General features: G+C 43.1%; 27 protein-coding genes, 2 rRNA genes and 2 pseudogenes. 14 read left to right on the top strand and 17 right to left on the bottom strand.

What is annotated here, in order from left to right; all coding sequences use genetic code 11:
* Positions 1-1,532 precede the first annotated feature (1,532 nt).
* The 3 genes and pseudogenes from exbB (at position 1,533) to K6J74_RS04890 (ending at position 3,142) form a co-directional block, all read left to right on the top strand.
* Entirely contained in the window at positions 1,533-1,985 is a 453-nt protein-coding gene (gene exbB, locus K6J74_RS04900) for a TonB-system energizer ExbB (RefSeq protein ID WP_221271185.1), read from the top strand.
* Entirely contained in the window at positions 1,985-2,374 is a 390-nt protein-coding gene (gene exbD / locus K6J74_RS04895) for a TonB system transport protein ExbD (protein WP_221271184.1), read from the top strand. Before exbB ends, exbD begins: the two co-directional genes overlap by 1 nt.
* Positions 2,340-3,142: pseudogene (locus tag K6J74_RS04890) on the top strand (energy transducer TonB). The gene exbD and the pseudogene K6J74_RS04890 overlap by 35 nt, the downstream one beginning before the upstream one ends.
* A gap of 152 nt (positions 3,143-3,294) precedes the next feature.
* On the opposite strand, the gene K6J74_RS04885 reads toward K6J74_RS04890, so the two are convergent.
* The 8 genes from K6J74_RS04885 to K6J74_RS04850 form a co-directional block, all read right to left on the bottom strand.
* Positions 3,295-3,450: a hypothetical protein gene (locus K6J74_RS04885; RefSeq protein ID WP_221271183.1), complete on the bottom strand. Its 156-nt coding sequence runs from the start codon at positions 3,448-3,450 to the stop codon at positions 3,295-3,297.
* Positions 3,441-3,590 (bottom strand): hypothetical protein, encoded by a 150-nt coding sequence (locus K6J74_RS04880; protein WP_221271182.1) that lies wholly within the window; start codon positions 3,588-3,590, stop codon positions 3,441-3,443. Before K6J74_RS04880 ends, K6J74_RS04885 begins: the two co-directional genes overlap by 10 nt.
* Positions 3,584-4,285: a replication initiation protein gene (locus tag K6J74_RS04875; protein ID WP_221271181.1), complete on the bottom strand. Its 702-nt coding sequence runs from the start codon at positions 4,283-4,285 to the stop codon at positions 3,584-3,586. Before K6J74_RS04875 ends, K6J74_RS04880 begins: the two co-directional genes overlap by 7 nt.
* 1,776 nt (positions 4,286-6,061) lie before the next feature.
* The gene (locus tag K6J74_RS04870) at positions 6,062-7,225 is read right to left on the bottom strand and encodes a glycosyltransferase family 4 protein (protein ID WP_221271180.1); all 1,164 of its coding nucleotides are present in this window, start codon (positions 7,223-7,225) and stop codon (positions 6,062-6,064) included.
* Between the two features lie 299 nt (positions 7,226-7,524).
* Complete coding sequence (locus tag K6J74_RS04865) at positions 7,525-7,737, bottom strand: hypothetical protein (protein WP_221271179.1); 213 nt, start codon at positions 7,735-7,737, stop codon at positions 7,525-7,527.
* A 2-nt stretch (positions 7,738-7,739) separates the two neighbouring features.
* The gene (locus K6J74_RS04860) at positions 7,740-8,051 is read right to left on the bottom strand and encodes a class I SAM-dependent methyltransferase (RefSeq protein ID WP_221271178.1); all 312 of its coding nucleotides are present in this window, start codon (positions 8,049-8,051) and stop codon (positions 7,740-7,742) included.
* A 13-nt stretch (positions 8,052-8,064) separates the two neighbouring features.
* A complete protein-coding gene (locus K6J74_RS04855; RefSeq protein WP_221271177.1) occupies positions 8,065-8,313 on the bottom strand; it encodes a helix-turn-helix domain-containing transcriptional regulator in 249 nt (82 codons plus the stop codon).
* Entirely contained in the window at positions 8,306-8,473 is a 168-nt protein-coding gene (locus K6J74_RS04850) for a type II toxin-antitoxin system RelE/ParE family toxin (protein ID WP_260321528.1), read from the bottom strand. The genes K6J74_RS04855 and K6J74_RS04850 overlap by 8 nt, the downstream gene beginning before the upstream one ends.
* Positions 8,474-9,690: 1,217 nt before the next feature.
* Here K6J74_RS04850 and K6J74_RS04845 point away from each other — a divergent pair.
* The 3 genes from K6J74_RS04845 to K6J74_RS04835 all read left to right on the top strand — a co-directional run bounded on the left by K6J74_RS04845 (position 9,691) and on the right by K6J74_RS04835 (position 11,022).
* Complete coding sequence (locus tag K6J74_RS04845; protein WP_221271176.1) at positions 9,691-9,942, top strand: hypothetical protein; 252 nt, start codon at positions 9,691-9,693, stop codon at positions 9,940-9,942.
* Between the two features lie 564 nt (positions 9,943-10,506).
* A complete protein-coding gene (locus K6J74_RS04840; protein ID WP_221271175.1) occupies positions 10,507-10,788 on the top strand; it encodes a hypothetical protein in 282 nt (93 codons plus the stop codon).
* Positions 10,789-10,797: 9 nt separating this feature from the next.
* A complete protein-coding gene (locus K6J74_RS04835) occupies positions 10,798-11,022 on the top strand; it encodes a hypothetical protein (protein WP_221271174.1) in 225 nt (74 codons plus the stop codon).
* Between the two features lie 274 nt (positions 11,023-11,296).
* Here the strand turns inward: K6J74_RS04835 and K6J74_RS04830 are convergent, their stop codons facing one another.
* From K6J74_RS04830 to K6J74_RS08595, 3 genes are read right to left on the bottom strand one after another with little or no spacing between them, the layout of a single operon-like run.
* Complete coding sequence (locus K6J74_RS04830) at positions 11,297-12,571, bottom strand: adenine-specific methyltransferase EcoRI family protein (RefSeq protein WP_221271173.1); 1,275 nt, start codon at positions 12,569-12,571, stop codon at positions 11,297-11,299.
* Positions 12,572-12,605: 34 nt separating this feature from the next.
* A complete protein-coding gene (locus K6J74_RS08600) occupies positions 12,606-12,860 on the bottom strand; it encodes a hypothetical protein (protein WP_260321527.1) in 255 nt (84 codons plus the stop codon).
* 26 nt (positions 12,861-12,886) lie between these two features.
* Positions 12,887-13,324 (bottom strand): hypothetical protein, encoded by a 438-nt coding sequence (locus K6J74_RS08595; protein ID WP_260321526.1) that lies wholly within the window; start codon positions 13,322-13,324, stop codon positions 12,887-12,889.
* Positions 13,325-13,884: 560 nt separating this feature from the next.
* On the opposite strand from K6J74_RS08595, the gene K6J74_RS04820 reads away from it, so the two are divergent.
* From K6J74_RS04820 to K6J74_RS04810, 3 genes are read left to right on the top strand one after another with little or no spacing between them, the layout of a single operon-like run.
* Complete coding sequence (locus K6J74_RS04820) at positions 13,885-14,457, top strand: hypothetical protein (protein WP_221271172.1); 573 nt, start codon at positions 13,885-13,887, stop codon at positions 14,455-14,457.
* Positions 14,457-14,636 (top strand): hypothetical protein, encoded by a 180-nt coding sequence (locus K6J74_RS04815; RefSeq protein WP_221271171.1) that lies wholly within the window; start codon positions 14,457-14,459, stop codon positions 14,634-14,636. Before K6J74_RS04820 ends, K6J74_RS04815 begins: the two co-directional genes overlap by 1 nt.
* A gap of 23 nt (positions 14,637-14,659) precedes the next feature.
* Positions 14,660-15,397, top strand: a complete 738-nt coding sequence (locus K6J74_RS04810) for a hypothetical protein (protein WP_221271170.1) — start codon at positions 14,660-14,662, stop codon at positions 15,395-15,397.
* A gap of 232 nt (positions 15,398-15,629) precedes the next feature.
* Here K6J74_RS04810 and K6J74_RS08590 read toward each other — a convergent pair whose 3' ends face one another.
* The 4 genes from K6J74_RS08590 to K6J74_RS04795 all read right to left on the bottom strand — a co-directional run bounded on the left by K6J74_RS08590 (position 15,630) and on the right by K6J74_RS04795 (position 19,709).
* Positions 15,630-15,755, bottom strand: a complete 126-nt coding sequence (locus K6J74_RS08590; RefSeq protein WP_260321525.1) for a hypothetical protein — start codon at positions 15,753-15,755, stop codon at positions 15,630-15,632.
* A gap of 15 nt (positions 15,756-15,770) precedes the next feature.
* Positions 15,771-16,130, bottom strand: a complete 360-nt coding sequence (locus tag K6J74_RS04805) for a hypothetical protein (protein ID WP_221271169.1) — start codon at positions 16,128-16,130, stop codon at positions 15,771-15,773.
* Between the two features lie 272 nt (positions 16,131-16,402).
* Positions 16,403-16,518 (bottom strand): 5S ribosomal RNA (gene rrf, locus K6J74_RS04800).
* Between the two features lie 305 nt (positions 16,519-16,823).
* Positions 16,824-19,709: ribosomal RNA gene (locus K6J74_RS04795) — 23S ribosomal RNA — on the bottom strand.
* 400 nt (positions 19,710-20,109) lie between these two features.
* Here K6J74_RS04795 and K6J74_RS04790 point away from each other — a divergent pair.
* The 5 genes and pseudogenes from K6J74_RS04790 (at position 20,110) to K6J74_RS04770 (ending at position 23,501) form a co-directional block, all read left to right on the top strand.
* On the top strand, positions 20,110-20,733 hold the full coding sequence (locus K6J74_RS04790; RefSeq protein WP_221271168.1) for an MBL fold metallo-hydrolase: 624 nt from the start codon (positions 20,110-20,112) through the stop codon (positions 20,731-20,733).
* 17 nt (positions 20,734-20,750) lie between these two features.
* On the top strand, positions 20,751-21,521 hold the full coding sequence (locus K6J74_RS04785) for a HesA/MoeB/ThiF family protein (protein WP_221271167.1): 771 nt from the start codon (positions 20,751-20,753) through the stop codon (positions 21,519-21,521).
* A gap of 24 nt (positions 21,522-21,545) precedes the next feature.
* Positions 21,546-22,315 (top strand): annotated as a pseudogene (gene motA, locus K6J74_RS04780) (flagellar motor stator protein MotA).
* Entirely contained in the window at positions 22,315-23,097 is a 783-nt protein-coding gene (gene motB / locus K6J74_RS04775) for a flagellar motor protein MotB (protein ID WP_221271166.1), read from the top strand. The pseudogene motA and the gene motB overlap by 1 nt, the downstream one beginning before the upstream one ends.
* On the top strand, positions 23,094-23,501 hold the full coding sequence (locus K6J74_RS04770; protein ID WP_260321524.1) for a hypothetical protein: 408 nt from the start codon (positions 23,094-23,096) through the stop codon (positions 23,499-23,501). The genes motB and K6J74_RS04770 overlap by 4 nt, the downstream gene beginning before the upstream one ends.
* Here K6J74_RS04770 and K6J74_RS04765 read toward each other — a convergent pair.
* Together K6J74_RS04765 and glnA are read right to left on the bottom strand one after the other, a co-directional pair.
* Positions 23,485-24,222: an HpaA family protein gene (locus K6J74_RS04765; protein WP_221271165.1), complete on the bottom strand. Its 738-nt coding sequence runs from the start codon at positions 24,220-24,222 to the stop codon at positions 23,485-23,487. The genes K6J74_RS04770 and K6J74_RS04765 overlap by 17 nt on opposite strands.
* Before the next feature lie 108 nt (positions 24,223-24,330).
* Positions 24,331-25,770 carry a type I glutamate--ammonia ligase gene (gene glnA / locus K6J74_RS04760; protein ID WP_430886774.1) on the bottom strand — a complete coding sequence of 480 codons (1,440 nt, stop codon included), beginning with the start codon at positions 25,768-25,770 and terminating at the stop codon, positions 24,331-24,333.
* Between the last annotated feature and the right edge of the window lie 355 nt (positions 25,771-26,125).

Here is a 26,125-nt window from a genome sequence, read left to right as displayed (position 1 = left end):
TTTATTCTAGGTATGTCTATAAAGCCTACAGACAGCACACCTTAAGGTTTTTGTACCGTCTTGGCATTTTGCTTTTTAAATTTATTTTTAAATTCTAGTATGGGCATTTTAACATTGACTTGCGCCACTATCCCCACTAGCGCAAAAATGCCACTTCAATGTGGGTGTTGAGTGCAACATTGGGATTAGCCATTCTAACATAATCCCATCGTCCCATGGATCTCTCTATCCAAAGTGCGACACCCCATAATGAGAGGACCGTTTAGTTCTATGCTTCTTGCCATGTGCTTAAGTGGACAAAGTAAGTGTTAGCTTGGGTGTTGTTAAGCAGTCTAAAAGTCTATTGCCTTTCAATCTCTGAGTGGATTTAAACTTGGGGTGCGATATAAAAGTTGTCTTAGATATTAGATATTAGATATTGAATACTAGATATTTAGGGAGTTTAGGTGCTTTTTAAAGAAGCTGAGTAATCTTATAACACCTAACGCCCTTAAAGTGGTGCTGAATGTATCTAGGGCAGACTTTTAGCACTAACGCACACGAATTTTTGAAGCTCTCCAATGAGCTCAATGGAGTTGTGTTTTTAAGCCTTAACCCATCGATCTCGTATTCGCTTAGTTCTATCTCGTCTTTTGAACCATTAAGTACACTTACGATCGCCAAATCAAAATATAGTAGGTTTTTTCCGTTGGGCTGAGTGGTATTTTCGCACTTCTGGTGTTTCATATATGAAACCCAATTTTCTAAAAACCTTTAAAATCTCAAGCACTCCGCCCTCAAAGGCGGATAACTCTACGCTTTAGACCCAGCAACATCTACAAGGGAGCATTAAATTCTGTTGTGTCCCATTTTCTAAAACCATATTGAGATGACATTGCTAACAGTAATTTTGATGTTATCTGTATGAATAGTTGATTGGAGGTAATATAGCTGTGTTGTTCTGCGACATCTTTGTTCAATCCAAAATCCAACCACTACACTTACAGAAACTTGAAAAAGAAGTGCTATAACTGCAAAAGACCATATTGTAGGCTTAGAAAACTTGTGATAGTAAGCCAGCTTGCAATTAATGCAATCTAAGTTGTGGATATAATTAAGGACTTAAACACCCTTGATTTTCAGAGTGGCTTAAAATAAAGTGCAACCCACGCCAAATAAAGCACAAGAGTATTTTTATGAGAGTAGCAGAAATAGGCAACACAAATAAAGCCTTAATTCCAATGCTAATATATATGGCGTGGATAGGTAAGTGGGCTTTTAGACAATTTTTGGCAAAAAGGGAGGAAAGCACATAAGGCATGGGTGCGTAGGCGAAACGCTATGGCATGCAAATTACTTCTAAATCCTCCTACGACCAGCCAGCGTAACCATAACAGATATGATTGTATCTCTTAGTGTAGTGTTTCTTCTGTGTAGAGTTTTTGAGATAACAAAAACTACATTTATCATCGTTGTTATTTGAAAATATTTTTCCTTGACTTTTTATTACAAATGTAATATAGTCAACACTTATTTTTGTTTGAAGGACAGCTATGGAATCTGGACTCTCTGTTAAGGTGATTGGTGAATATGTGGACATTGCGATCTTTGTAACTTTGGGGGTGATGAGTTTTGTGGCGATATGGTTCACCATTGAGCGCATCATTTTTTATAGCAAGCTCGATTTTAGCTTGTATGACGACCCCGATCGGCTCGATTTAGACCTAAGCAAGAACCTCACGACTCTTTATATTGTCTTCTCAAATGCGCCCTATGTGGGCTTGCTTGGCACGGTTTTGGGTGTGATGGTGACTTTCTATGACATGAGCACCAGCTCCACAGGACTAGACGCAAAAGCCATCACTTTGGGCTTATCTTTAGCTCTAAAGGCCACAGCTTTTGGGCTGATCGTGGCGATCCCCACCTTGGTGGCTTACAACGCTATGTTGCGTAAAAGCGATGTGCTGTCTGAGAATTTTCGTCTCATGCGTAAAAAGGGTGCCTAATGCGCTCTAAACTAAGGAGGGGCGATGGGCTAAACATCGTCCCTTTCATTGATGTGATGTTGGTGTTGCTAGCGTTGGTCTTAAGCGTGTCTACTTTCATTGCTGAGGGCAAGATCAAGGTTAATTTGCCCAGCGCGAGCAGTGCCCAAAAAGCCCCTCCACAAGAGAAGAAAATTACGATTGTAGTGGATAAAAACGATGGGATTTTTATAGACGACAAACAAAAGAGTGTGGAAGAGTTGCGCGCACTCATCAAATCACTAGACCCCAAAACCTTAGTGGATTTGCGCAGCGATAAAGATTCAAAGTTTGGCACTTTTATAGAAATCATTGATGTTCTCAAAGACCTAAACCATGAAAACTTCTCCATCTCTACAGAAAAAAAGTAGGTCATCTACCCGTGTAAGCTTTGTCATCACAAGCGTTTTATACGCTTTGGGGTTTTTGGTGGCTTTTCATTACATGCAAGATCACCCAAAAAGTCTGGCGCAATCTGGCAATAAAAGCATCACGATGAGCCTAGCCAGCATCGACACGCACGCCACTCACCTAGAACACACACAGCAAACCCCCACCCCACCCAAACAACCCCCAAACAAGAACCCAAACCAAAACCCCACCCCCACCATAAACCCAAACCCAAACCAAAGCCCACCCCTAAACCTAAACCCGAGCCAAAGCCTGAACCTAAGCCCACTCCCAAACCTAAACCAAAGCCTGAGCCCAAACCCAAAGAAGAGCCAAAGCCTGAGCCCAAAAAAGAGGAGCAGACCAAAGCCAAAGACTTAGACAAGAAACAAGAGCCTAAGAAGCCTCAGGAGTCTAACAAAACTTCTCAAGGGGCAAAAACCAGCTCAATGGCATACAATCAGGGCGTGAGCGATGCCTTCTTGATGAAAATCCAAATGGCGATTTCCTCTAAGAACCGCTACCCCCGTATGGCAATGATTCGAGAGATTGAAGGCGAAGTGTTGGTGGAGTTTGTGCTAAACACCAACGGCAGCACCACAGACATTAAAATCTCTAAAAGCTCAGGCTCAGACATTTTAGACCACGCCGCCTTGCAAGCCGTCAAAGAAGCCTCAAGTCTCTTCCCCACACCTAAACAAATCGTGCGCATAAGAATCCCCATTGCCTACACACTCAAGGACGAGTGAATGTATCGCATTATTAGCTAATACCTAATTTTCCAAGGGGGTTAGGGGTTTTTCATGGTTTTTAAAGCTTTTAAGATGCCTTTCATCGGTTGTATAGATCTTTAATAACTTGCCTTTTCTAGGGCTTTTAGGGAATTTGCCTTGTTAAAGGTTTACAACAAAGATCTACTTAAATGGTGGCTTGTGTGGGGCGAGGCTCTAAACTGCACAATGAGAGCTTTGCTGTCTTTAGTGGGGATGATCTGTTCTATGGTGGCAAGGGGGATGCTAAAGGGATTGCTATCTTTGTCTTTGAGCACTACATCCACATACTTGTGTAGGCAGTCATTAAGGATTTTAATGTCTTTTTGCTGAAGTATTTGAGTCTAGGGACTTTGGCATTTTCTAGGGCTTTTTCTAACTCTTGCATAGCGGGGTTTATGGCAACTTCAAAGGTGTAGCCTAGCACTTTTGCTCCCCGCGCTCTTGCTTTGTTCTTGATGACTTTAATGGATTTGTAGGGGGTTCATGGGGGCTTGTGGGGAGTTTTTGGGTGAGTTGTTTGATAGTTGGGTTTAGTACACGGCTACCTATGTTGTCTTTTCTAAAACCTTTAGGGATTCCCATAAAGGCACAAAAACCTTCAAGATTATTTTCGTATACATACACCTTAAAAGTCCCTTTCTTATCCGTAGTGTTTTTAAACCGCTCTAGCAGCCTAAATAAATTCTTGGTGTATTTGCCGCTTAGGTCTACAAAGGTTTGGAGTTGCATTGTGGTGAAGTTCGCTTCTAAGTCATTTAGCAAGTAGGTAAAGTAGGGGTCATTGACTTGTATATCCAAGTACTCAATGTTTTTATTTTTATCATACCCGACAGCAAAACGCCGAAAGAATAGTATTTTATTCTGTTCAGACCTCCCATCCGCAAATTTTATAATTAAATCAAAATTAGCCCCTGCAATATTGTTAAAAAGGTTAATGGTTGTTCTGCGCAACCTTTCATTAGGCATATAAGGGTCACCTGCTAAAGCCTTTAACTCTTTTGGGTTAAAACGGATAATAAAGTCTTTTTTGTCTTTTAAGCGATTAAAAAGGCTAAAGAATAGATTGTTCTCAAGCTCACCTAGCATGCCTAGATTAACCTTATAGATGTTGTTATCCATAATGATTTTCCCCGATTAGCAATGCTCAAGTCTTTTGCCAAAATGGGGGCTTTTGTGGTCTCTTTTGTGGCCTTGGGTGTAGGTTTCTGCACTACGGGGGCCAAGGCTTTTTGTGGCTCTTGCTGTGGGATTTCTTTAGGGGAGTCTTGTGGGGGTACAACTTCTATGGTGTTGTTTTTAGTGGTGGTAGCAACTTTTATAGTTGGTTGTACGCTCTGTGGTTTATCCTTTAAGTCTATCTCTGTCTGTGTGGTTAGAACATTTTGCAAGTTTTCTATGCAATCCCTAATACCTATTTCTAGCCCCTCTTGTAACATGGGACTTGTGGTGTTGTCTAACTCTCTGTAGGTCAGTTATCAAAGTATCAAAATGTGCGAGCGTTTTATAGTCTCTATTGCTACATTGTGTCTCTAGAGCACTAAAATATTAAAGCTATCTATCTAAGTCATTTTTAAGGTTTTAAGTCTTTGAGTTATGGCGTTTTTTGTAGCCGTTTCTCATGTTTTTTCTTTAAGTTTCAGTGAAAAATTAGGATGATTATAACAAACTTTATAAAAAATATTTCAAGGTTACCGCAATTTCTCCATGCTAAAACTGTGATTTTTCCATGAAACCCCCTTTGCCATACCTGTTAACATCTTAAAAACTAAATATAAAAACTACTTTTTTAAAACCGCGTGCGGGTGTGCTTGCCCGTGTTACACATTTCTTTTATGAAAAAAATTTTTAATTTGTTGAAAAGTTGATTGAGCGGGTTTTTTGAAAACATGTCCTCGGTATTTTTGTATCTTTGATAAGGTAAAATAAAATAAAGTAAATTAAACATAGCGTTAAAGCACTTTTAAAGGGTCGTAGAGCGGAAGGTTTGGGGTTGGGAGTATCAAACTATGGTTTGGGGGCGGGAGGGATTGGGGGAGATTTTAAGGATAAAAACAAAATCAAATTTGGAAGCAAATCTCAATTTCATCAATTATGCTGTTTTAATCTTTGATAAGTTCTTAGGAATTTTAGAATATTCTTAAAGAAATCAAACATTGAGAGGTGGTCTATGCGTGTGTGTGAAAAAAACTCATGGGCATGATCGCGATATAACTATGATTACCTAAACCAAATAGACTGCCACGGTATTAAATGGTGTATAAGCACGAGAAATTAAACAGGACATTGCCTCTAGTCTTCTATGACGAAAAGGTGGGGAGAGAATAGAAATGATGATAAATATATCTGTGCCAAGATTGCAACCTAGCTCGTTTTATACGATGCCTTTAGCCAGCTACCTATATTTTAACAACACCAAAACCCCCTTTTTCTCTCTTTATTTGTCCAACTCTTACACGCTCAAATGAGAGTACTGCACAACCCCTTGCCCTCCAAATTCTCTAAGCCCGATTAAAGTTCCAAACATGCTGCAACATTGTCGTGGATTTGTCAGCACGCTTGGCAGCGCCCTAGACCCCTAATAGACACTCTCATTAATGTAAAACATTAGAAAGTGATCAAAGATCTAGAAGCTCTCCGACAGATTATCAATGACAATACACCCGAGAAGCCACACAAAAACATCATCAAAACCCAAGAATCCTGGTAAACCTGCAAAATATTCCAAGAGTTTTATAACAAAATCTCCCACCTCTTTCAAAAAGCTCAAAGCCGTTAGAATAAAAGGATAGCAGTGAATCCGAGAATAGACAGTAAGACAAGATTCGAGGCGTAAAAACCCTACACCAACGCTGTTAATCTATCTTAAGATGCCACACAAAAAGACATCATAGCCAATCAATCCAACATCTTTTCTACTATCTCAATATGCTTGCGCATACTCTCTTCAAAATCAAAGAGTTTCACTCTTTCAAAGCCTTTGGCAATACATTCAGTTCTTAATGCTTCATCAGTCAAGGCTCTTTCTAGTTGTTTAGCTATATCTTGCACATTATAAGGATTACAATAGATCCCTGCGTCGCCTAGAATTTCTGGCATACAAGACACATCGCTAGAAAGCACCACACAACCCACATGCATCGCTTCTAACATGGGCAAACCAAAGCCTTCGGCTAGAGAGCCCCACCACAATAATCTGGCGTGAGCATAAAGGGCAGAGAGCAAAGAGTCAGAAACATAGCCTAGATCGATCACAAAATCGCTAGAAGCGATGGCATTATCTTCCCCCCTATCTATTGGCCCATTCTCCACCCCCGTGATCACGATCTTAAAACGCTGCTTGGAGGCTGCGGGTAACAATTCAAAGGCTTTGATGAGATTTTTAATGTTTTTACGCCGTGCCTTGCCCACCACTAAAATGAATTCTCCTAAATTTGGTGGTAGATCTTCTGAAGTCTGTCTATAGGATCTCACGCCATGGTGTATCACATGCACTTTAGTCTCAGAAAATCCAAAGGTTTTTAAAATATCTTTTCTGACAGTTTCTGTAAAACAGATGACTTGATCGTAAGTGCGGATTTGTGGAAAAATGAAAAATTCCCAAATCGTATATGTTTCTGGCTTGCAACGCCATGCCTCCATATCACATGGCGGTATATCATGAACACACCCTAAGGTCTTCCTAGTTTTACCATTAATCCCCAAAATACCCAAGACACCCGGCTCGATACACAAGTCGTAGGTTTCTTGGAATAATCCTCTATTCATGGTTTTGTGGAGTATGTTGTAGGAGAAATAACATGCTAACCAAAAAAGCCATTTAGGCAACCATTTTTTTAAGATGTCTCTGGATGATTTGACAAAACTGTTGGGCATGGCGAGTGATTGGAATTTTTCCAAGCTAGGCAAATCATTAAAAAGCTTGCCATTAGCGTAGTAAACCAAATCTACATCTGTATCTCGAAAACGTTTTTCTAAGGCGTGGATCAAAGCAAGACTATATACGCCAATTCCTGTTACTTTACCCAAAGTATAAGATGCATTGACAATAATCTTTTTCAAATTATCCCTCCAGACTTACACCTTTTCCTTAATTTCCTCAAATCCATACCCAACCCCGTCTGTGCGCAACTGCAAGCTGAAAGGCGGATCAGAGCTATAACCCGTGTGGCGGTTTTGCATAACAAAAACACGATATTTTTGTATAGAGACTTGAATTTGGAATAAATCCCTAAAATCTTCTTTTTACCTACCATATCATAAGGGATCTTATTGCTCAGCAATTTCTTGTGATGCTCCTTAAAATCAGTTAAGGGTTTAGGCGTTCTTTTAAATAGGTCTAAAAAATCCACACGGCACTCCTAAAACACATATCGCAAATAGCGTGGGCGTGTTTTAGCCACCAATGCCCCCTTTAGTTTTTGTAACTCTTTGATGAGCTCAATGGGGTTACGTTTTTTCACCCGCAAGCCATCGATTTCGTATTCGCTGATCTCCACGCCCTCTTTTGGCCCGTTTAAGACATGCTCTAGGGCAGTGTCTATGGCGTGGATTTTTTGGTTAACATCAAGCAACTTTAGACCTCCTGTTCACTAAAAAAGAAAGAATTATTTTTAAGCACCCTTTCAAATTGGCGAAAAACGCTTTGCATCCAAAGCCCCCACACCCGCTGGTCTTTGCCATCGCCCACAAAGTCGTAGTAGGCGATGGAGCGGTCTGTGCCATACTTGGCAGTCGTGTTTGTGTTGTGAGCATTCAGGGACTTAACGCCTCCGCTACAATAGGGTGGATCTATCAAAATGCAATCAATGCAAGAGTCGGGCAGTTTGACCAAGAAGTCCAAACAATCCGCCCTAAACACCTTGTTAAGATAAGGACTTAAATCCACTCAACGCTCCATATTAGGCACTTTGGCATTTTTTAGCCTCCAAAGCTTGCAAGCCAAAGCCTAGTTTTTTTATAACCTCCAAAAACCAAGCCTCGCCCTCAAAGGGGGGTAACTCCACGCCTTTAGACTCGGCAATCACGGCTAGAGCGTCCTTGATTTCTTCAAAATCGCCATCCTCTAGAACGGCGTTAAGATGCGCCGTGCGTCTTTCATCGGTGTTGAGAGCCTCTGCTACACTAAAATTTTCAAAAGTTTCAGCCATGAAAATCCTTTAAGATTTCTTGCACCTTGATTATATCCTTTTGTTGCGCGCTTTTATCACCTCCACACAGCAAAATCACCAACGCCCCGCCTTGTTTAGCCACATACAGCCGGTAACCCGGTCCCGTGTGTATGTGTGACTCAAAAATTGCACAACCCACAATGTGTTTACAATCGCCAAATGTCCGTTTTTCTCCAAAACCTATAAGAGGCGTGCGATTACATATCGTGTTTTCAAATCCTTAAGCTTTTCTAGCTACTCTATAAAAATACTTGTGCTCTGTATTTCCGCACTTGCATTTTAACGCAAGAATGCTCATTATGGGGTGTTAGGTTAGGGACTCATACGCTAAGTTACAGCCTTGCTAAACACCCCTAAATTTGGACTTTATTCTTTATCAAGCCCAAAAAGTAGATTAGGCTAAAATGGTCTAATGCACTAGAACTTGAACTTGCAACACAACACCCTAAAGCTCAGCCAAACACTTTTTAAAAGCCAACGTTGACTTTTTGTCATTTCGTTTTATTTGCGTGTTATTTGTGTGAATACCACTTCTAGCCCCCTAAAATCCCCTACAGTCAACAACAACACCCCTAACCCATAAGTTTTCTTAACCACTCTTAACGCTCTGGGGCGTTTAAAATGTAAAAGACACACATTCTAGGTTTTCTTTGGTTTTTGAAACAAGAGTTTTGTGGTTAATTTGGGCTTTTTGGAGCTTTTTTATGCAACGTGGTGTTTTGCGCTTCTGCTTAATTGGGTTATACAGCGCGACTTTGACAAAAACCACCGACCCCACAAAATCGATTGTGGCAATCCTAGAGCATTCTAAGACTATATCCACTCATTAGTTTCTCTTTACATTTGCCACACCTATGGACAAGCGCCCTGAATACATTGAATGCAAAACTCTATGAACTAGAGCATGATAAAACCAATATCGAAACAAAAAACAAGCCTTGCAACAAAAAATTGAGCAAGTCCAAGCGCATTTGTCTAGTATAGACACATACTTACAAACCTTAAAGAGGAACAACGGGTTTTAGAGTCTAATAAACCCAGCTTTTTCGCTCGGGTCTTTAAAACCCCTAATTTTAAGTTGCAAACAGAACAAGAACAACAAATTCTAGAAAACCTCAAGGATTTTGCCCAACAAAAGAAGGAAAGCCAAGCCCACTATAACCGCCTTTTGGCAGAATTACAACGGCTACAAGCTTCAAACATAGGCCAAGAGCGACAAACCCTACAAGAAAATTTTAATCGGTTTGTCAATCAAGGCACCAAGGACTTAGAAAGTTTAGCACAAAAGATAACCCGCATATCAAACACCCAAGACAACGCAATTAAGCCCCTAGATTTTCTTTATCCTATGAGGATTTGCAAAAATCCAATCCTTGGTTTAATGCCGACTTTAGAAAATTACAAAACCAACTCTTTTTATTAGCTTTAGGGGTTAAAAAGCAATTTTTACTAGACAATTTAGATAATCTTAAAAACGCTAAAGACATATGGGGCAATGCCTATAAACTCAAAGATAAAGAAAATGGCAAAGAGTTATTGAAGGGGGCTTTTCATTGGATTAATCTAGCTATCCCTTGCGCAGTGTTCCCACATTGTAGCAGTGCTTAATGGTTGGTAAATCCTCGTTGCTATATTTCATCAAAATTAACTCAATGTGTTCCAAGTATTTACATTTATAACTTTTAAATTCGCAAGAATTGGTTTGCTGTTACATTAATACAATACAAAGAACTGATCAGACTCAACGGTTTTACTTTTTTAGACAACGAGGATTAACAAAAATGAGGAAAAGGAATAGCAATGTCTGCGCTCTATTGTAGCATGTAAGGTGAAAATTACTATGTAGGCGACATACCTTTGGAGGGTATATGGAATTTTAATGTAAATGGAAAATACAAAGAGCGCGATTATCTAGAAGAACATGGGAGCAATTTAAAAAAGGATGAGGCGTTTTTTATCAAAGCTCCCATGAAAACTCAAAGATCATGAATTGGTGATTAATGACGAACCATCTGCCATTAATAAGATTGATCTAAGGGTTTTGGAAAGGGATGACGAGAATGGAGACAGATCCAAAGTGCTGTTTGTGCGTACAGACGAAAACAAAAATGTTAAATTATACTTTCAAGTGATTAGACAAGGTGCTATGATTAAGAAGGGTGTTCTCTATTTTTGGATGAGAATCCATCGGTTGAAAATAAACCAATTATTTTGCTTCGCGATCAGGTAGATGCTTATTGGAGTCAAGCGACAGAGAAACTTTATTTTAAAAAAATTGGAGATGTTGAGCGTGTGTTACCTCACTTGTTTGAAGAAAAAGTTCAAGATCTCAGACAGGGACTTATGGCTATCAAGAGCCCTGATTACCACTACTTGCGCTTAAATTTAGATTTAGATACAATCAAATCCTCTCTTCCAAGAACAAAATTAGCTAGAATCGATTTTTTACTGTAAAAGGGAAACTTGGAGATTTTTACAAAAAATGGCGATCCAAGAAAACGGAACGACTACCTAAAATACGCCCAAAAATACCGACCTCAAATCCTTAAAGATAACAAGTTGGTGATCTGCAAGGTTGCCGATTTGGACCCTCTCTATCATGCCATGCGTGAAGCCTATTACACCACAGAAATAGGAGGAGAGCAACGGTTTGCTGCTGTTTTTGAAAAAAATAATGCTAAAGACTAAATTGGCTTAACGTTTTTAATGGAGGCAATGCCGAGCGTGTGCCAAAAGACACTGATTTTTTGATCCTCATCACACGGTTGTAGCACAAGCCCCGCACATCCCCACCTTTTCCGCACTCTAAAAGAGCATACCTCTCCTGTCTCTAGGCTACCACCCCTTACCCTTGTGCTCCTCAGCCTTAGCCTCATTTTGCTTTTGGGATTTGTATTGGTATTGCACTTGTGCCATGTAGCTTTCTCTCAAAACCAGTAAGCCCCTTATAATCCCCACCCATTCACGCCTTGCAGAGCAAAACCCTTTTAAATTTTATCTTGCCTTCAACACAGGGGTCATATTGTTTAAGGTGGGCGACTTTATACCCACACTCCAGCACGCCATTGACAATTTGCCGTGCCGACACTGCAAAGGGTAGATCGTAATCTGTGGGGATGTAGTTGTTTTCCACTAAGAGCACCCCGTCATCATCATATTTTTTATAGGTGTCGGGGATGTCTGCTAGGGGGACAAGCTTGAGTCTAGAAATATTAGCTCGATTTTTAATGGTAAAGTTTGTAAAAAAGTGTGCCGCTGCCCGCACTAATTGCCTTTTTGGGTTAAGAAACCAATCCACGCTATTAAACCCTGCCCACGCTTGTCTTTTAGCAAAATAGGGGATACAAGCGGTGCTGATGGGGATGGTAATATTGGATAAAATAATGAACTTCTTTTTGCTTTTGATGAGGATTTTCCAATAGTCAATCGCCCGTGAAAAAGGCGGATTGGTGCAAACAATATCCGCTTCCTCGTTTAAAATCCTTAAGGACTCCTTTTCCTCAAACCCCCCACCATAGTGGCGAGGCGAGTACTTCATTTCACGCGCCCCCTCTTTGGTGAAGATATAACCCTTTGCCCCTGCACTGAATAAATCCACCGGACTGCCCCCATAGTGGGTACAAATGAGTTTTTTAAGCTTGAGCCTAAAGAAGTGCCTTAAGAAGTAAAGCGCAAAGGCAGACGAGTCTGTATAATCTCTATTCTCCCCAATCGCATCATCGCAATTACAAAAGACCACCTTATCCCGCCATATCTTTAGGGGGTATTTAGACAGCTCATTTTCCACATCCTCGTATCTTGTGTAAAACTCATCGTATTTGATACGCTTGGCTCTATCTAGTAGGGTCTTTCTGGTAACGCCCCGCTCTTGCATGCTGGGCGTGGTGAGGGGCTTTAGGGTGCGTTGTTGCTTAGACTCTTTGATGCTCACTTGGGCTAAAAATAAGGGGTGGGCTTTGATGAAACTTAAATAAGTTTCAAACAAACTTGGGTTATAAAAATAAATCTCACGGGTGTGCACTTCTCTTAAGTGGGCAAAAGCGTTTTTGATGTCCTGCTCGATCGCACGCATATTGGCAACTTCGCAAGTAAAAAGGTAGCTGTAGGTGTTGTCGCTGGATTTACCAGTCATTTGGTTGTATTCTTTGAGCCTACGCGCTAAATCGTTGGTGATGCCAATTTTGCAACGCGTGCTCTCATGGCTGGCTTGGACAATGTAAAGGTATTGTTTTGGCATATGGCTTTCCTAAAGGGCTTGCTGAGCTGTTATTTTAACATAAAGAGCACTCCAAACCCCCAATCACCCCCAACACCACCCCTTGCAACACCCCACAATTCCCATAGGCAAGGATCAAGCCCACACTTGAGCTTGCCAACAAATTTGCCCCAAAGACAAACATGCTATTCAAGCCTTGTAGTTGCAGTTTATGCTTAGACTTAAGGGCATTGAGCATAAAAGTGCCCCCGTTAAAACTAAGTGCCCAGCCCACCCCCACCAACACCAAGGACATAAAAAAGGCGAACAAGCTGGCACTACAAAGCGCAAGGACGCTCACCCCACATAACACAACATGCCAAGCGCAACCAAGTGCATAGGGCTTAATCTCTTGCTAAAGACTAAAAACAAACTGGGCGCAACCATCGCCACAAAACGCATCACAAGTACGCTTTTGCTCAACGCAAGGCTAAAACTATGTGCATGCATGGCTAAAGGCGTGGCACTCATCACTAAAGTCATCAAGCCAAAGCTTAAGTCACACGCACAGGTGGCTAAGAGAAAATGGGGTTCTTTTAAGAGGATTTTTAGAGGGACTTTGGAACTTTCTTTAGGGCTAAAGGGTTTTAACTTGAGCAAAGAGCTAAATGCCATATTAAGCGCACAGAGCAAGCCCACAAAAGCAAAAGAACCCACAAAGGGCACGCTGAAGAGATGCACCCCCATATTGCCTAAATGAGGCCCTAAAATGCCCCCTAAAATGCCCCCACTCACCACAAGAGCTGGCCCTATTTTGGGTGTTTTGGTGTGTTGCGTTAATGGCTTCTAGGGCTAAAAAGCGATAAAACTGGTTGAGGGCTGTGAAAAAGCCTAGCAAAAAAGTGGCGAGACAAAAGAGAGTAGAACTTTTAACGAGTAATGCCACAATGGCTAAACACCCACCCATGACACCAAACAAAGACGCGCCCAAAAATGCCTTTTTTCTCCCCCACCTTGAAAAGATGGAAGCTGGAAACGATACGGCAATAAACGCCCCCGTAAGCGTAGTTGTAATAGGCAAAGTGGCTAGAGTGGTGCGCCCAAAAGCCACTGCCCCGCTAGCGCGCTGCTAAAGGTCAAAAGCGCAACCACCGCCCCGCTAAAACCTTGCACTAAGAGCAAGAGAAAGATGTTTTGGTTGAACATGGGGGGATTTTAGCGTATTTCTATGGGGACTATGCCTTGAATAGAGTGATGCCTCTATTTGTCTTAATGCGTACAAAAAATAATCTTAGGATTACTTTTATATCTTAGAATCCAAAAAATCCAGCTTGATGCACAAAGGGAGTTTGGGCATGAGGACACTTTTAGGTTTTTTCTATTTTATCTATGTGGGGCTCTCACTCACACCTGCAGGGGTCATTTTTTACCTAAACAATCCACACAAATGCCATGCGCCCTTCACTTTATCTCATCTTTTATTTGCGGTGGTTGGATTTGGAGTTTGTGCCCTATTGTCTTGGTTGTATGTGTGCCTTGTTGCAAGATATATACCAGTAACAGATAAAATGTGCGCTGTGGAGATGGTCGAAGTCGCAGAGCCTAAATACATCCCTGTTTATATTGCCTATTTCGTCATTGCAGTTGGTCTTGAGAATCGGGATATGTTTTTTGTAGTGTTTGGACTCATTTATTCCTTTATCATTATGGGAAAGTTTTCCTGCTTCAACCCTTATCTATTATTTTTTGGATACAACTTTTACGAAATTTCCATTGACCCTAGCCAAATCACTGGTGATTCCCACGAACATGCAAAATATAAGGTGTTTTTGATTTCAAAAAGGAATCTCAAAGTAGAAAAACAATACCAGCTCATTCGACTTAAAGAGTTTGTTTTTTTAGATCAGTATAAGCAAAGGAAATGGTGATGTCTATACTCTATTGCCACATACAAGGAGAAAACTATCTTGTGGGTGATGTGCCTTTGGAGGGGACATGGGACTTTAAAAAGTTTGAAACATACAAAAAAGAGATAGATTATGAGAAAGAGCCTGAGAGAAATTTAGAAAAAGGAGAGGTTTTTATATCCAAGTCCAAGACCCCATAAAGATTCTCAAAGATTATGCACTTGTGATCCATGGAGACACAACCAGCGTCAATAAGATTGACCTAGATATTTTGAAAAAGGATAAGAATAATGAGAAAAGGGAAGACCAGCTTCAAACATTGTTTGTATGCACAGAAGAACAGAACATGGAACACGAGGGAAAAAAGATTATTAAAGCATACTTTCAGGCGATTAGACAAGGCTCTATCATTAAGAAAGCCTTTTTATACTTTTTAAACGAAGAGCTACAGATTGAAAATAAACCCATCATTTTGATCCAAGATCGCACAGATGTTTATTGGAAACAAGAAATAGGGGAAATAGGAAAACTTTATTTTAAAAACATTGAGGACTTGAAGCGCGTGTTTCCCCACTTTTTTACCCATAAGGTTCAAGAAGTTAAGGAACAACTGCAACGCATTGCAAAGGATGACAACCATCCGTATTTGTCATTTGATTTAGATTGGGATACCCTGAAAGCAGACATGCCAAAAACCAAACTTGCCCGAATCAATGCTTTACTCAAAGAGGGATGCTTGGAGATTTTTACAAAGAATGGTGATTCAAGAAAGCGGAATGCCTATTTACAATACGCCAAAAAATACCGACCAAAAATATTTAAAGATGGCAAGTTAGTTGTCTGCAAGGTTGCCGATTTAGACTCTATTTACTATGCCATGCGCGAATCTTATTACACCACAGAGATCGGGGGAGAGCAACGCGTTGCCGCCGTTTTTGAAAAAAACAACACTAAAGACTAGCTTTATTTAGGGTTTTTAATGGAGGCAATACCAAGTGTGTTTCAAAAATGTCGACCTTATCCTTGTCGTATGGTTGTAACATGCCTCCAACCCCCCCTTTTTTTCTACATTTGCAAAAGGGGCGTAATTACCTCCCCTTTCTCTCTACCACCCCTTGCCCTTATGTTCTTCAGCCTTCGCCTCGTTTTGCTTTTGAGATTTGTATTGATATTGCGCTTGTGCCATGTGGCTTTTAGCGGCTTCTTTTATCCCCTCTTGCTTCTGCTTCCTTGCTTTGGGCGTAGTGGTAGTCGCCTTGTTTTTTGTTATTTTCTGCTCTTTGTCTAAACATGTCCTCTTGGTTTTTGTAATAAGCCATTGGATTCTCCTCTCCTCACGCCTTAGTGAGAATGACATGATTGTCAGAAATCTTTTTTAAATCGTAGCCTCGCAATTTGTTCAACACGCCGACACCCCCAGCCGCAACCGCAATGGTAACTGCCGAAATGGTAGGACCAGTTCCAAGAATCCCTACAGCTCCTGCCGCCGTAAAAAGACTAGCAGGTGCTCCAAGTCCGCCACTCGCAATAACAATAGCAACAGCTGCCGCAATAGCAGCAATAGCAATGCCCCACGCTACATCGCCAGTCGCTTTGATTTTAACGATCTTTTTTGAAAAATCGCCCACTATCTCAATGGAATTTTCCCCATTTTCAATCGCCTCAGCCAACTCTTTTTCATTGCTAACTTGCATCTTTGCCTCCAATAGAATTAGTTTTTACCATCTTCCTCAATTTACAACCTTCTTCATTTTCATAATTGCTCATATCTCTCACCCCAAGGAATTGAGGAATTGAGGAATTGAGGAATTGAGGAATTGAGGAATTGAGGAATTGAGGAATTGAGGAATTGAGGAATTGAGGAATTGAGGAATTGAGGAATTGAGGAATTGAGGAATTGAGGAATTGAGGAATTGAGGAATTGAGGAATTGTAGCATAAAAAACTAAAAAACACTTAAAACAAACCCCCCGCATCACCCTACTTTCCCACCCTTGCAAAGGGCAGTATCATCGGCGTAAGAGAGCTTGACTTCCAGGTTCGGGATGGGGCTGGGTATTTCCTCTCTTCTAGGGACACGGGAAAAAAGCAGAGCTTTTTCAGCAAAGCTTTTTAAGGCTTGCGGTTCTCTTAAAGTTTTAAGAGAACCTCGGGTTAAGCCCTTGTCTTAAGGGCTTAGATTCGACCATTCTAAGTTTAAAGCCTTAGAAGAATCAGGGATGGCTCAGGTTAGAGCTAAGCCATCCCTAAAATAAAAACACCATTCTAGCATTTTTATTGACAAAAAGCAAACAAAGCGATAAAAAGCAACGCTTTAAATCAATAGTCTATGTGGGTCTTTCTACAAGCCTTCATTACACTCAATAAGGCAGTGAAGCTTTTATACAAGCAAACAAGCCAAACGCTCTATTAGTAGTGGTTAGCTGAGTGCATTGCTGCACTTACACACCCACCCTATCAAACATAGTAGTCTTCATGCGAGCTTCAGGGAAAGCTTATCTTGGAGTTGGCTTCGAGCTTAGATGCTTTCAGCTCTTATCACAACCATGCGTGGCTACCCAGCGGTGCTCTTGGCAGAACAACTGGTGCACCAGTGGCATGTCCATCCCGGTCCTCTCGTACTAGGGACAGCTCTCCTCAGCTTTCCTACGCCCACAGCAGATAGGGACCGAACTGTCTCACGACGTTCTGAACCCAGCTCGCGTACCGCTTTAAATGGCGAACAGCCATACCCTTGGGACCTGCTCCAGCCCCAGGATGCGATGAGCCGACATCGAGGTGCCAAACCTCCCCGTCGATGTGAGCTCTTGGGGGAGATCAGCCTGTTATCCCCGGGGTACCTTTTATCCTTTGAGCGATGGCTCTTCCACACGAGAACCACCGGATCACTATGACCGACTTTCGTCTCTGCTTGAGTTGTCTCTCTTGCAGTTAAGCTAGCTTGTGCCATTACACTCAGCTGGCGATTTCCAACCGCCATGAGCTAACCTTTGTAAGCCTCCGTTACTTTTTAGGAGGCGACCGCCCCAGTCAAACTACCCACCAAGCATTGTCCTGCCTAAGGATGACTTAGGCCAGTTAGCTAACAAAAACGCCAAGGGTGGTATCTCAAGGATGGCTCCACAGACACCAAAGTGTCTGCTTCAAAGCCTCCCACCTATCCTGCGCATGGCATTCCCATTAGCAGTGCTAAGCTATAGTAAAGGTCCACGGGGTCTTTCCGTCTTGCTGCGGGTAGGAGGAATTTTCACCTCCACTACAATTTCACTGGATCTCTCTTTGAGACAGCTCCCATCTCGTTACGCCATTCATGCAGGTCGGTATTTAACCGACAAGGAATTTCGCTACCTTAGGACCGTTATAGTTACGGCCGCCGTTTACTCGGGCTTCAATTCAAAGCTTCGCCTTGCGGCTAACCCATCCTCTTAACCTTCGAGCACCGGGCAGGCGTCACACCTTATACTTCCTCTTACGAGTTGGCAAAGTGCTGTGTTTTTGGTAAACAGTCGGGAGGGACTCTTTGCTGAGACCACATTGCTGTGGCACACCTTATCGCGAACTTACGGTGCTAGTTTGCAGAGTTCCTTAAAGAGAGTTCATCCACGCGCCTTAGAATACTCATCTCATCTACCTGTGTCGGTTTGCGGTACGGACAATTGCAACTAAACTTAGAGACTTTTCTTGGCACGATAGTGTCAGTGATTCTCCCCTTGGCCCGAAGGCCTTAGAGAGCCTGTCAGGTTTGAAATACAGGAGCGGATTTGCCACTCTCCCAATCTACACCCTTCGACCAGCACATCCATCAGCTGGCTCACCTAACTTTATGTCCTCCCATCGCGCATTGCAATTGGTATGGGAATATTAACCTATTTTCCATCGCCTACCCCTTTCGGACTTGGCTTAGGACCCGACTAACCCTACGATGACGAACATCGCGTAGGAAACCTTAGATTTACGGCGGATACGATTCTTACGCATCTTATCGCTACTCATTCCTGCATGCTCACTTCTGTGCGCTCCAGCACTCCTTACCGGTATGCCTTCAACGCTGCACAGAACGCTCTTCTACCACTGCTCCTAAGAGCAATCTACAACTTCGGTGTCTATCTTAGCCCCGTTATATTTTCAGCGCATGATCACTAGACCAGTGAGCTGTTACGCTTTCTTTAAAGGATGGCTGCTTCTAAGCCAACCTCCTGGTTGTTTGAGTAGCCACACATCTTTTTCCACTTAGAATAGAACTTTGGGACCTTAGTTGGTAGTCTGGGTTGTTTCCCTCTTGACGATTGATTTTATCACCCACCGCCTGACTCCCAAGATACAACAAAGGGTATTCGCAGTTTGACAGGGTTTGGTACTGCGGCGAGCAGCCCTAGCCCAATCAGAGCTCTACCCCCCTTTGCTATGACTTGAGGCTATACCTAAATATATTTCGAAGAGAACCAGCTATCACCAAGTTTGTTTGGCCTTTCACCCCTATCCACAGCTCATCCCAGCCCGTTTCAATGGGCACGGGTTCAGTCCTCCACAAGCTGTTACACTCGTTTCAACTTGGCCATGGATAGATCACTTGGCTTCGGGTCTGCAGCGTCTGACTAAAGCGCCCTATTCAGACTCGCTTTCGCTACGGCTCGTTTTCACTTAACCTTGCCAGACACCACAACTCGCAGGATCATTATGCAAAAGGCAGTCCATCACCCTGATAAATCATAGGGCTTTGAATGATTGTAAGTAGATGGTTTCAGGTTCTATTTCACTCCGTTACCCACGGTTCTTTTCACCTTTCCCTCACGGTACTTGTGCGCTATCGGTCAAAGAGTAGTATTTAGGGTTGGAGAGTGGTCTCCCCGGCTTCAGCCCGGATTTCACGTGTCCTGGCCTACTCTGGATCCGGCTATCTAGGGTTTATCTTTCGCATACAGGGCTATCACCTTCTATGGCTTGTCTTTCCAAACAACTTTGCTAGAAAAACCCCTTGAATGTTGCCGTCCTCAACCCCGAGTGCAAGCACCCGGTTTGCCCTTATCCCCTTTCGCTCGCCACTACTGAGGGAATCTCGTTGATTTCTTTTCCTCTAGCTACTGAGATGTTTCACTTCGCTAGGTTCGCTCTCTATAAATAGAGTAACCTACATTGCTGTAAGTTGGGTTGCCCCATTCGGACACCTACGGATCAATGCTTCTTGACAGCTCCCCGTAGCTTATCGCAGTCTAGTGCGTCCTTCATCGCCTCTCTTTGCCAAGGCATCCACCATCTACTCTTAATATCTTGTTTGCCACTCTAGCATATCCGCTAGAGCGTTGCATAAGAGCCACACCGCCTTATTGAGTATAATTCTTTTGGCTTTGTAGTTTTTACCTTTACATAGGCTATTGACAATAATAAATCAAATAACACGCTTTAAGTCTGCCTTTTTTAGAAAAAAGCTTTCACCTTTTCCATGCAAGCTTTCTTAGAAGCAAAACGTGATAATAGCGGTTTTAAGCTTAAGGGGGGCTGAGGCCGTAAAAATTCTAGAGCACAGCATTTAGCCATGTAGGCTGTTAAAATAACCCTAACACAATCCACCCCCTACAGCTAGCCCTCTTTAAGACAGAGATCATTGGGTTAATTTTGGCGCTAAATCAAGCAATGGCTAGGGCTAAAATTAGGTAAATTTTGCTAGAATGGAAAAATGTTTAAAATCAAAGTACAAGCTTTTGGCACAGCGCAGACAAATTGTTATGTCTTGCAACTGAAGCAAGGCGATTTGGTGATCGATCCGGGGGTTGGCGCATGCTCTTGGGTGCGAGAGCATGCCAAAAATCCCTTGGCTATCTTAATCACGCATGGGCATTATGACCATATCTGGGATGTAGCTGCCTTGAAACAGGCTTGGGCTAGTGTGCCCTTGTATGCACCCAAAGAGGATATGTTTATGCTCACCACAGATTGCTTTAACTTGGGACAGCCCACTTGTAAAGAAGCGGACATTCATCCCATTGAGGGGTGCAAGGGGAACTATTCTTTTGAGGTGGGTGGGGTAGAGATCGTCTATTGGCACTTCCCCGGACACACCCCGGGTTGTAGTGTTGTTGAAGTTAACGGGGTGTTCTTTAGTGGAGATTTTATCTTTTATAGAAGCATAGGGCGTTATGACTTCCCCTACTCTAACCCACAAGACATGAAGGATTCTTTGCAACGCTTTTATGCTTTGGATAGGGCAGATTGTGCCATTTACCCCGGGCACGGGCACGCCACAAGCTTAAAAGCCGAACAGCCCCACATACCCGCTTGGATCGCACACATTAACCCTTAAGGAAAGAAAGGAAAGAGATGACAGAGAGCCAAAAAGAACGCTATAAACGGCATTTGATGTTGGAGGATGTGGGCGAGGAGGGACAGGAGAGGTTGCTTCGTGCTAGCGTGCTTGTGATCGGGGCTGGGGGCCTTGGCTCGCCTAATTGTTTTTATTTGGCGGCGGCAGGCATTGGGCGCATTGGGATTTTGGATTTTGACATCATCGAATTGAACAATTTACAGCGCCAAATCATCCACACCACACAGGAAATCCACAGCTCTAAGGTCAAATCTGCCGAGCGTAAAATGTTGGCTCTAAACCCTGAAGTGCAGGTTGAAACCCACTTTGAAAAGCTAACCGCTACAAACGCCTTGCATTTAGTTCAAGATTACGACTTTATCATCGATGCGACCGACAATTTTGCGAGCAAGTTTTTAATCAACGATGCTTGTATTCTAGCAAGTAAACCCCTAAGCCATGCCGGGATTTTCAAGCACCATGGGCAGACCATCACAATTTTGCCCAAAAAGAGTGCGTGCTTTGCTTGCGTCTTTGACAAGCCCCCAAGTGTAGAGCTTAACAGCGTGTTTAAAGCGGGGTTGTTTGGGGTTGTGCCCGGCGTTGTGGGCTGTATCCAAGCTTCTGAGGCGATTAAATATTTTCTAGGTTTCCCCTTACTCACCAACCAACTCTTGCATGTAGACACCAAGAGCATGGATTTTAGAAAAATCAATGTCCAACGCAATGCAGAATGCCGTGTGTGTGGGGCGCATGGCATTGAAAACTTAACGGATTATCCGCAGTAGATTTTAAAGAAAGGGTAGTTTCTCATGGATTTGTCATCAATCCTAGGTGTGTTTTTGGCGATTGCGTCTATTTCAGTGGGAGATATTTTGGAGGGGGGCAACCCCATCCATGTAGTGCATCTAAGCTCACTCATCATCATCATACCCACGACCCTGTGCGCGGCAATGGTAAGCACCCATGCCCACCATGTCAAGGCGGCCTTTAAAGAGATCAAGATTGTGTTTTTAAACCCTAAGGTGCATTTACAAGACACGATTAAAAACATCGTGGAACTCTCCACAATGGCAAGAAAAGACGGCGTGCTTTCGCTAGAGTCCAAGGTGGCGCAGATCGAGGACGACTTCTCCCGCAATGGCTTTTCAATGATTGTGGACGGCAAAGACATTCACTCTGTGCAAGAGAGCCTAAATGTGGCGATCGAAGAGTTAGAAGAGTATTACCACGGGGCGGCGCACTATTGGATCACCGCCGGGAGAGCGCGCCCACCTTTGGGCTCGTAGGAGCGGTGTTGGGCTTGATGCTCGCTTTGAAAAAGCTAGACAACCCTGCAGAAATGGCACTGGGCATTGCGGGGGCTTTCACCGCCACGGTTACGGGGATCATGTGTTCTTACGCCCTTTTTGGTCCCTTTGGCAACAAGCTTAAAAATAAGTCTAAAGACATTTTAAAAGAAAAGGTGGTGATTTTAGAGGGCATCATTGGGATTGCCAATGGGGATAACCCACGGGACTTAGAAATGAAGTTGCTCAACTACATCGCCCCCGGTGAGCCTAGAAAGTCGCAGTTTGAATAATGGCAAAGAAAGCTAAAAAGGTCGAGTGTCCTGCTGGGGAGCGTTGGGCTGTGCCTTATGCCGACTTTTTGTCCTTGCTACTCGCCCTTTTTATTGCCCTTTATGCGATCTCTGTGATCAATAAAGCCAAAGTCAAAGCCCTTAAAAAAGAGTTTATTAAGATTTTTGACTACGCTCCCGTGCCAGACTCTGTGCAACCTGTGATCCCCATCCCCCCCGCCCCGGGCGAAACCCAGAGTAATGAAGTTGAAGAAGAAAAGGAGTCTAAGGAGCATGCTAGTCGATCGCAAGTTACTATCACCAAAGTGGGAGAGGGCTCGATTTTAGAGCAAACCGATCATGGAGCTGTGTTAAAGCTACCTTCCAACTTGCGTTTTGAAGACCCCCCCTATGGAGATGTCATCAACGCCTCCATGCGCGAATACATCCGCCGCATCGCTAAGATCATCCAACTCTTGCCCGATCAAGTCCAAGTCAATGTGCGCGGCTACACGGATAATACCCCTCTGCCCGCTGCCAGCCACTTTAAAAACCACTACACCTTAGCGGCGAGTCGGGCATATAAGGTCATGCATGCTTTGCTAAATGATGGCATTAGTCCGCAAAAACTCTCTTTTGCCTCCTATGGCAAGAACAACCCCATCTTCCCCAATAACAGCGTTGAAAACCGCATACGCAATAATCGTGTAGAGATTTATTTTTACACGAGCCAGCACAATATAGAAAAAATCCGCTCCATTTTAGACCATAACATGGGCGAAATTAATGGAGAAGGTGATTGAAAGCAGTTCTTGCGCTTAGTTTACTCTTAAACTCTTTGCTTGCCTTGCCCACCGGCGAACAACTTTTAAGAGAAGAGCAAGTGCAACTGCCTAAAGTCCCCTTAAGTGCGGTGTTTTTTAGCCAAAAACAGCCCTACACCTCTTGGAGCAAAGATTATGGTGTGTGGCAAACCAAGCACATTTTAGAGATCAGGGCCCTTAGCAAAAGGGTGCATATCAATAAAATCACCCTCAATCGGGGGCGTTGTGCCCTCTTGCCTATTCTGCCTAGTTACATTTTGAACTTGGGTGAAAAAATGGACTATGAAGTCTTTTGCGAGGGGCGCTTAAGGGTGGAAGTGGACACGGACTTTGGGGCGCAAATCTTTCATTTGCGCGAAGATCTGCCTAACGACCCATCTTAGACTTAAACTTCTCCACTAAGTGGTGGTAATCCATGAGTTGATCAGCATCTAGGGCTTGGCTGATTTTATGCACCCCTTGTGCGTAGATTTGCGTTAAGATTTGGTAAACATTGCTGTCAAAGCCTTCCCCGCGTATGGGGGTTACCACACTTGTGGGCATAAACCCACCTGAAACGCTACGCTCTTGGCGCACGGTCACACGGGTGCGGACTTGATAGCCGGGCAACTCTAAACTTGCCATGTTTAAGGGTTTTTTGCTCTTAGGCTCTAGAACTTTTAAAGTCAAATAGCCCATAGACAAACTAGAGTTTTTGCCCTCCAACCCACCATTTCTTAACCTATCCTCTCGTAGGCTAATATCCTCTAACACTTTCACAGACCCATTCACTTCTACAAGCACATAGCCTTGCTCTTGCTGGGTAGGGGTTAGGGGGAGTTTTGCCTCTTGCACACTAAAACCGCGTTTTTCTAGGATTTCTTTGATTTGATCGCGCATGGAATCCTTGAAACCTTGTTGCATATTCAGCGGCACCGTCTTACTAAAGGTGATGTTTAAGGGTGGGAGCAAGACCAATAAGTGGTTTTTGGGTTCGGGTTTTTCGTTTTCTTCGTAGTAAGAAAAGGGGATGGGGCCTTGTTCGTGTTTGTCGGGGGCTTTAGGCGCACAACCAAGCCCCAACAGACCCACTAATACTAATGATAAAAGTCTAGATTTTTGCATGTTCTCCTCAATGTTTTTTTAAAAAACGCCCAAGAGCTTTTACCAAACGCATGAAAACTTTTAATTTTTTATAGCTTTCATAAAGGGATTTACCCCGGCGTTTAGGCATTAGCAAGAATAAGTGGTCTTAAACTCAAAGGGGTGGGGGCGGCTCTCCCAAGGGAAGACCTCTGAGCGGAATTTAAAGCTCTGGTAGGCTTGGATAAAATCTTCGGTAAACACTTCCCCTTTTTTCAAATACTCTTTATGCACCAACATTTCCTCTAGCGCACTTCTTAGGGTGTGGGGGAGTTGTTTAATCCCTTTGTCTCTGATCTCATCTAGGGTGAGCTGGAAGAGGTTGATGTCCATGGGTGCGCCCGGATCCATTTTTTGCGCTAGCCCGTCTAAACCTGCCATTAAAATAGCGGCAAAGGCCAAGTAAGGGTTAGAAGAGTTGTCGGGGAATCTAAACTCAAAGCGCGCTGCCTTGCCCTTCACCCCATAGGGGATACGCACGCTGGCACTGCGATTTTGCGCCGAATAAGTTAAAATCGAGGGGGCCTCAAAGCCGGGGATCAAGCGTTTATAAGAATTGCTAGAGGCGTTGGTAAAAGCCGCCAAACTTCTGGCGTGGCGCAAGACCCCGCCTAAAAAGTGTAGCGCCATTTGGCTTAGGTTTTTGTAAACATCACCGCTAAAGAGATTCTCGCCATTTTTCCACAAACTCACATGCGTGTGCATGCCGCTGCCATTGTCCCCGTGCAAGGGTTTTGGCATAAAAGTCGCCGTTTTGCCATTTAAATGGGCGACCATTTTCACCACATATTTAAGTTTTTGCACATTGTCCGCCGCCTCCACTAACTCCCCAAAGCGCACGCCGATCTCGCCCTGCGCCTGCGCCACTTCGTGGTGCACGACATAGGTTTCTAGCCCCACTTGGTTTAACACCTTGACAATTTCGGCGCGGATGTCCATCATCGTGTCCGTGGGGGGGGTGGGTAAATACCCGCCCTTATGCCCCGTGCGGTGCCCGAAATTCACCCCCCCCTCAAAACTGCGATCCCTATTCCATTCGCCCTCTTCGCTGTCAATTTCATAATACTGGCAATTTGCGCTGTTTTTGATCTTAATGGAGTCAAAAATAAAAAACTCATTTTCTGCCCCAAAGTAAGCCATGTCGGCAATGCCAAGATTTTGTAAATGCCTTAGTGCCCGCTTGGCAATGCTTCTAGGGCATTTTTCGTAGTCTTGCTCTTTGTAGACATCCCACACATCGCAAAAGACTATAACCGTGATATCCGCACTAAAGGGGTCGATGAAGTAGCGGATCAAGTCGGGCTTTAAAATCATATCTGACCTATCAATGCTCTGCCACGCCTTAATGGAGCTTGCGTCAAAAGGGATACCCTGTTGCAACAAGTCCTTATCCACACCCCCAATAAAATAGCCCATGTGATTCCAAGTGCCTTTCACATCTGTGAATCTAAAATCCACAAATTCCACTTCTTTTTCTTTACAGAAGGCAAAAAACTGCTCTACATCTGCATCGCTGTTATGAATGTCCATCATTATCCCTTGAATTTTTCGTTTATTTTAACATGGCTAGCATTAAGGCATGGCTATTGAGCCGATTTGACTAGGGCGGATGAGATAGGGGGCTTGAGGGGTTTTTAAAAGAAAAACGGTCTAGCTCAAGCTTGTATAGCTCTTGCAATTTGTTAAACTCCCACCCTTAAGGGGAAAACATCGCCTTAAACCGCTTTAAATTTTAAAATTAATTGTACTACAATACTAGAATCCATGGTTTCGTGCAGTTAATGGTCTGTGTGGGGTGTGGACATTTACCACATATTTGGATTAAAATGTTTTGATAGGTGCTAGGGCTTATGCGGATTGCCCAGATACGAGATGGTTAATAACA

It is taken from the genome of Helicobacter sp. NHP19-012, assembly GCF_019703325.1.
GTDB lineage: Bacteria > Campylobacterota > Campylobacteria > Campylobacterales > Helicobacteraceae > Helicobacter > Helicobacter gastrofelis.
The sequence above is the reverse complement of the archived record's forward strand: the minus strand, read 5'-3'. Positions and strand labels throughout refer to the sequence as shown.

What these genes read in the sequence shown, in the direction of transcription:
- K6J74_RS04820 (WP_221271172.1), top strand. Translation starts at nt 13,885, where the DNA reads ATGAGGACACTTTTAGGTTTTTTCTATTTTATCTATGTGGGGCTCTCA.
- glnA (WP_430886774.1), bottom strand. Translation starts at nt 25,770, where the DNA reads ATGGACATTCATAACAGCGATGCAGATGTAGAGCAGTTTTTTGCCTTC.
- K6J74_RS04830 (WP_221271173.1), bottom strand. Translation starts at nt 12,571, where the DNA reads ATGCCAAAACAATACCTTTACATTGTCCAAGCCAGCCATGAGAGCACG.
- K6J74_RS04790 (WP_221271168.1), top strand. Translation starts at nt 20,110, where the DNA reads ATGTTTAAAATCAAAGTACAAGCTTTTGGCACAGCGCAGACAAATTGT.
- exbD (WP_221271184.1), top strand. Translation starts at nt 1,985, where the DNA reads ATGCGCTCTAAACTAAGGAGGGGCGATGGGCTAAACATCGTCCCTTTC.
- K6J74_RS04805 (WP_221271169.1), bottom strand. Translation starts at nt 16,130, where the DNA reads ATGCAAGTTAGCAATGAAAAAGAGTTGGCTGAGGCGATTGAAAATGGG.
- K6J74_RS04815 (WP_221271171.1), top strand. Translation starts at nt 14,457, where the DNA reads ATGTCTATACTCTATTGCCACATACAAGGAGAAAACTATCTTGTGGGT.
- K6J74_RS04765 (WP_221271165.1), bottom strand. Translation starts at nt 24,222, where the DNA reads ATGCAAAAATCTAGACTTTTATCATTAGTATTAGTGGGTCTGTTGGGG.
- K6J74_RS08590 (WP_260321525.1), bottom strand. Translation starts at nt 15,755, where the DNA reads ATGGCTTATTACAAAAACCAAGAGGACATGTTTAGACAAAGAGCAGAA.
- K6J74_RS04785 (WP_221271167.1), top strand. Translation starts at nt 20,751, where the DNA reads ATGACAGAGAGCCAAAAAGAACGCTATAAACGGCATTTGATGTTGGAG.
- exbB (WP_221271185.1), top strand. Translation starts at nt 1,533, where the DNA reads ATGGAATCTGGACTCTCTGTTAAGGTGATTGGTGAATATGTGGACATT.
- K6J74_RS04855 (WP_221271177.1), bottom strand. Translation starts at nt 8,313, where the DNA reads ATGGCTGAAACTTTTGAAAATTTTAGTGTAGCAGAGGCTCTCAACACC.
- motB (WP_221271166.1), top strand. Translation starts at nt 22,315, where the DNA reads ATGGCAAAGAAAGCTAAAAAGGTCGAGTGTCCTGCTGGGGAGCGTTGG.
- K6J74_RS04875 (WP_221271181.1), bottom strand. Translation starts at nt 4,285, where the DNA reads ATGGATAACAACATCTATAAGGTTAATCTAGGCATGCTAGGTGAGCTT.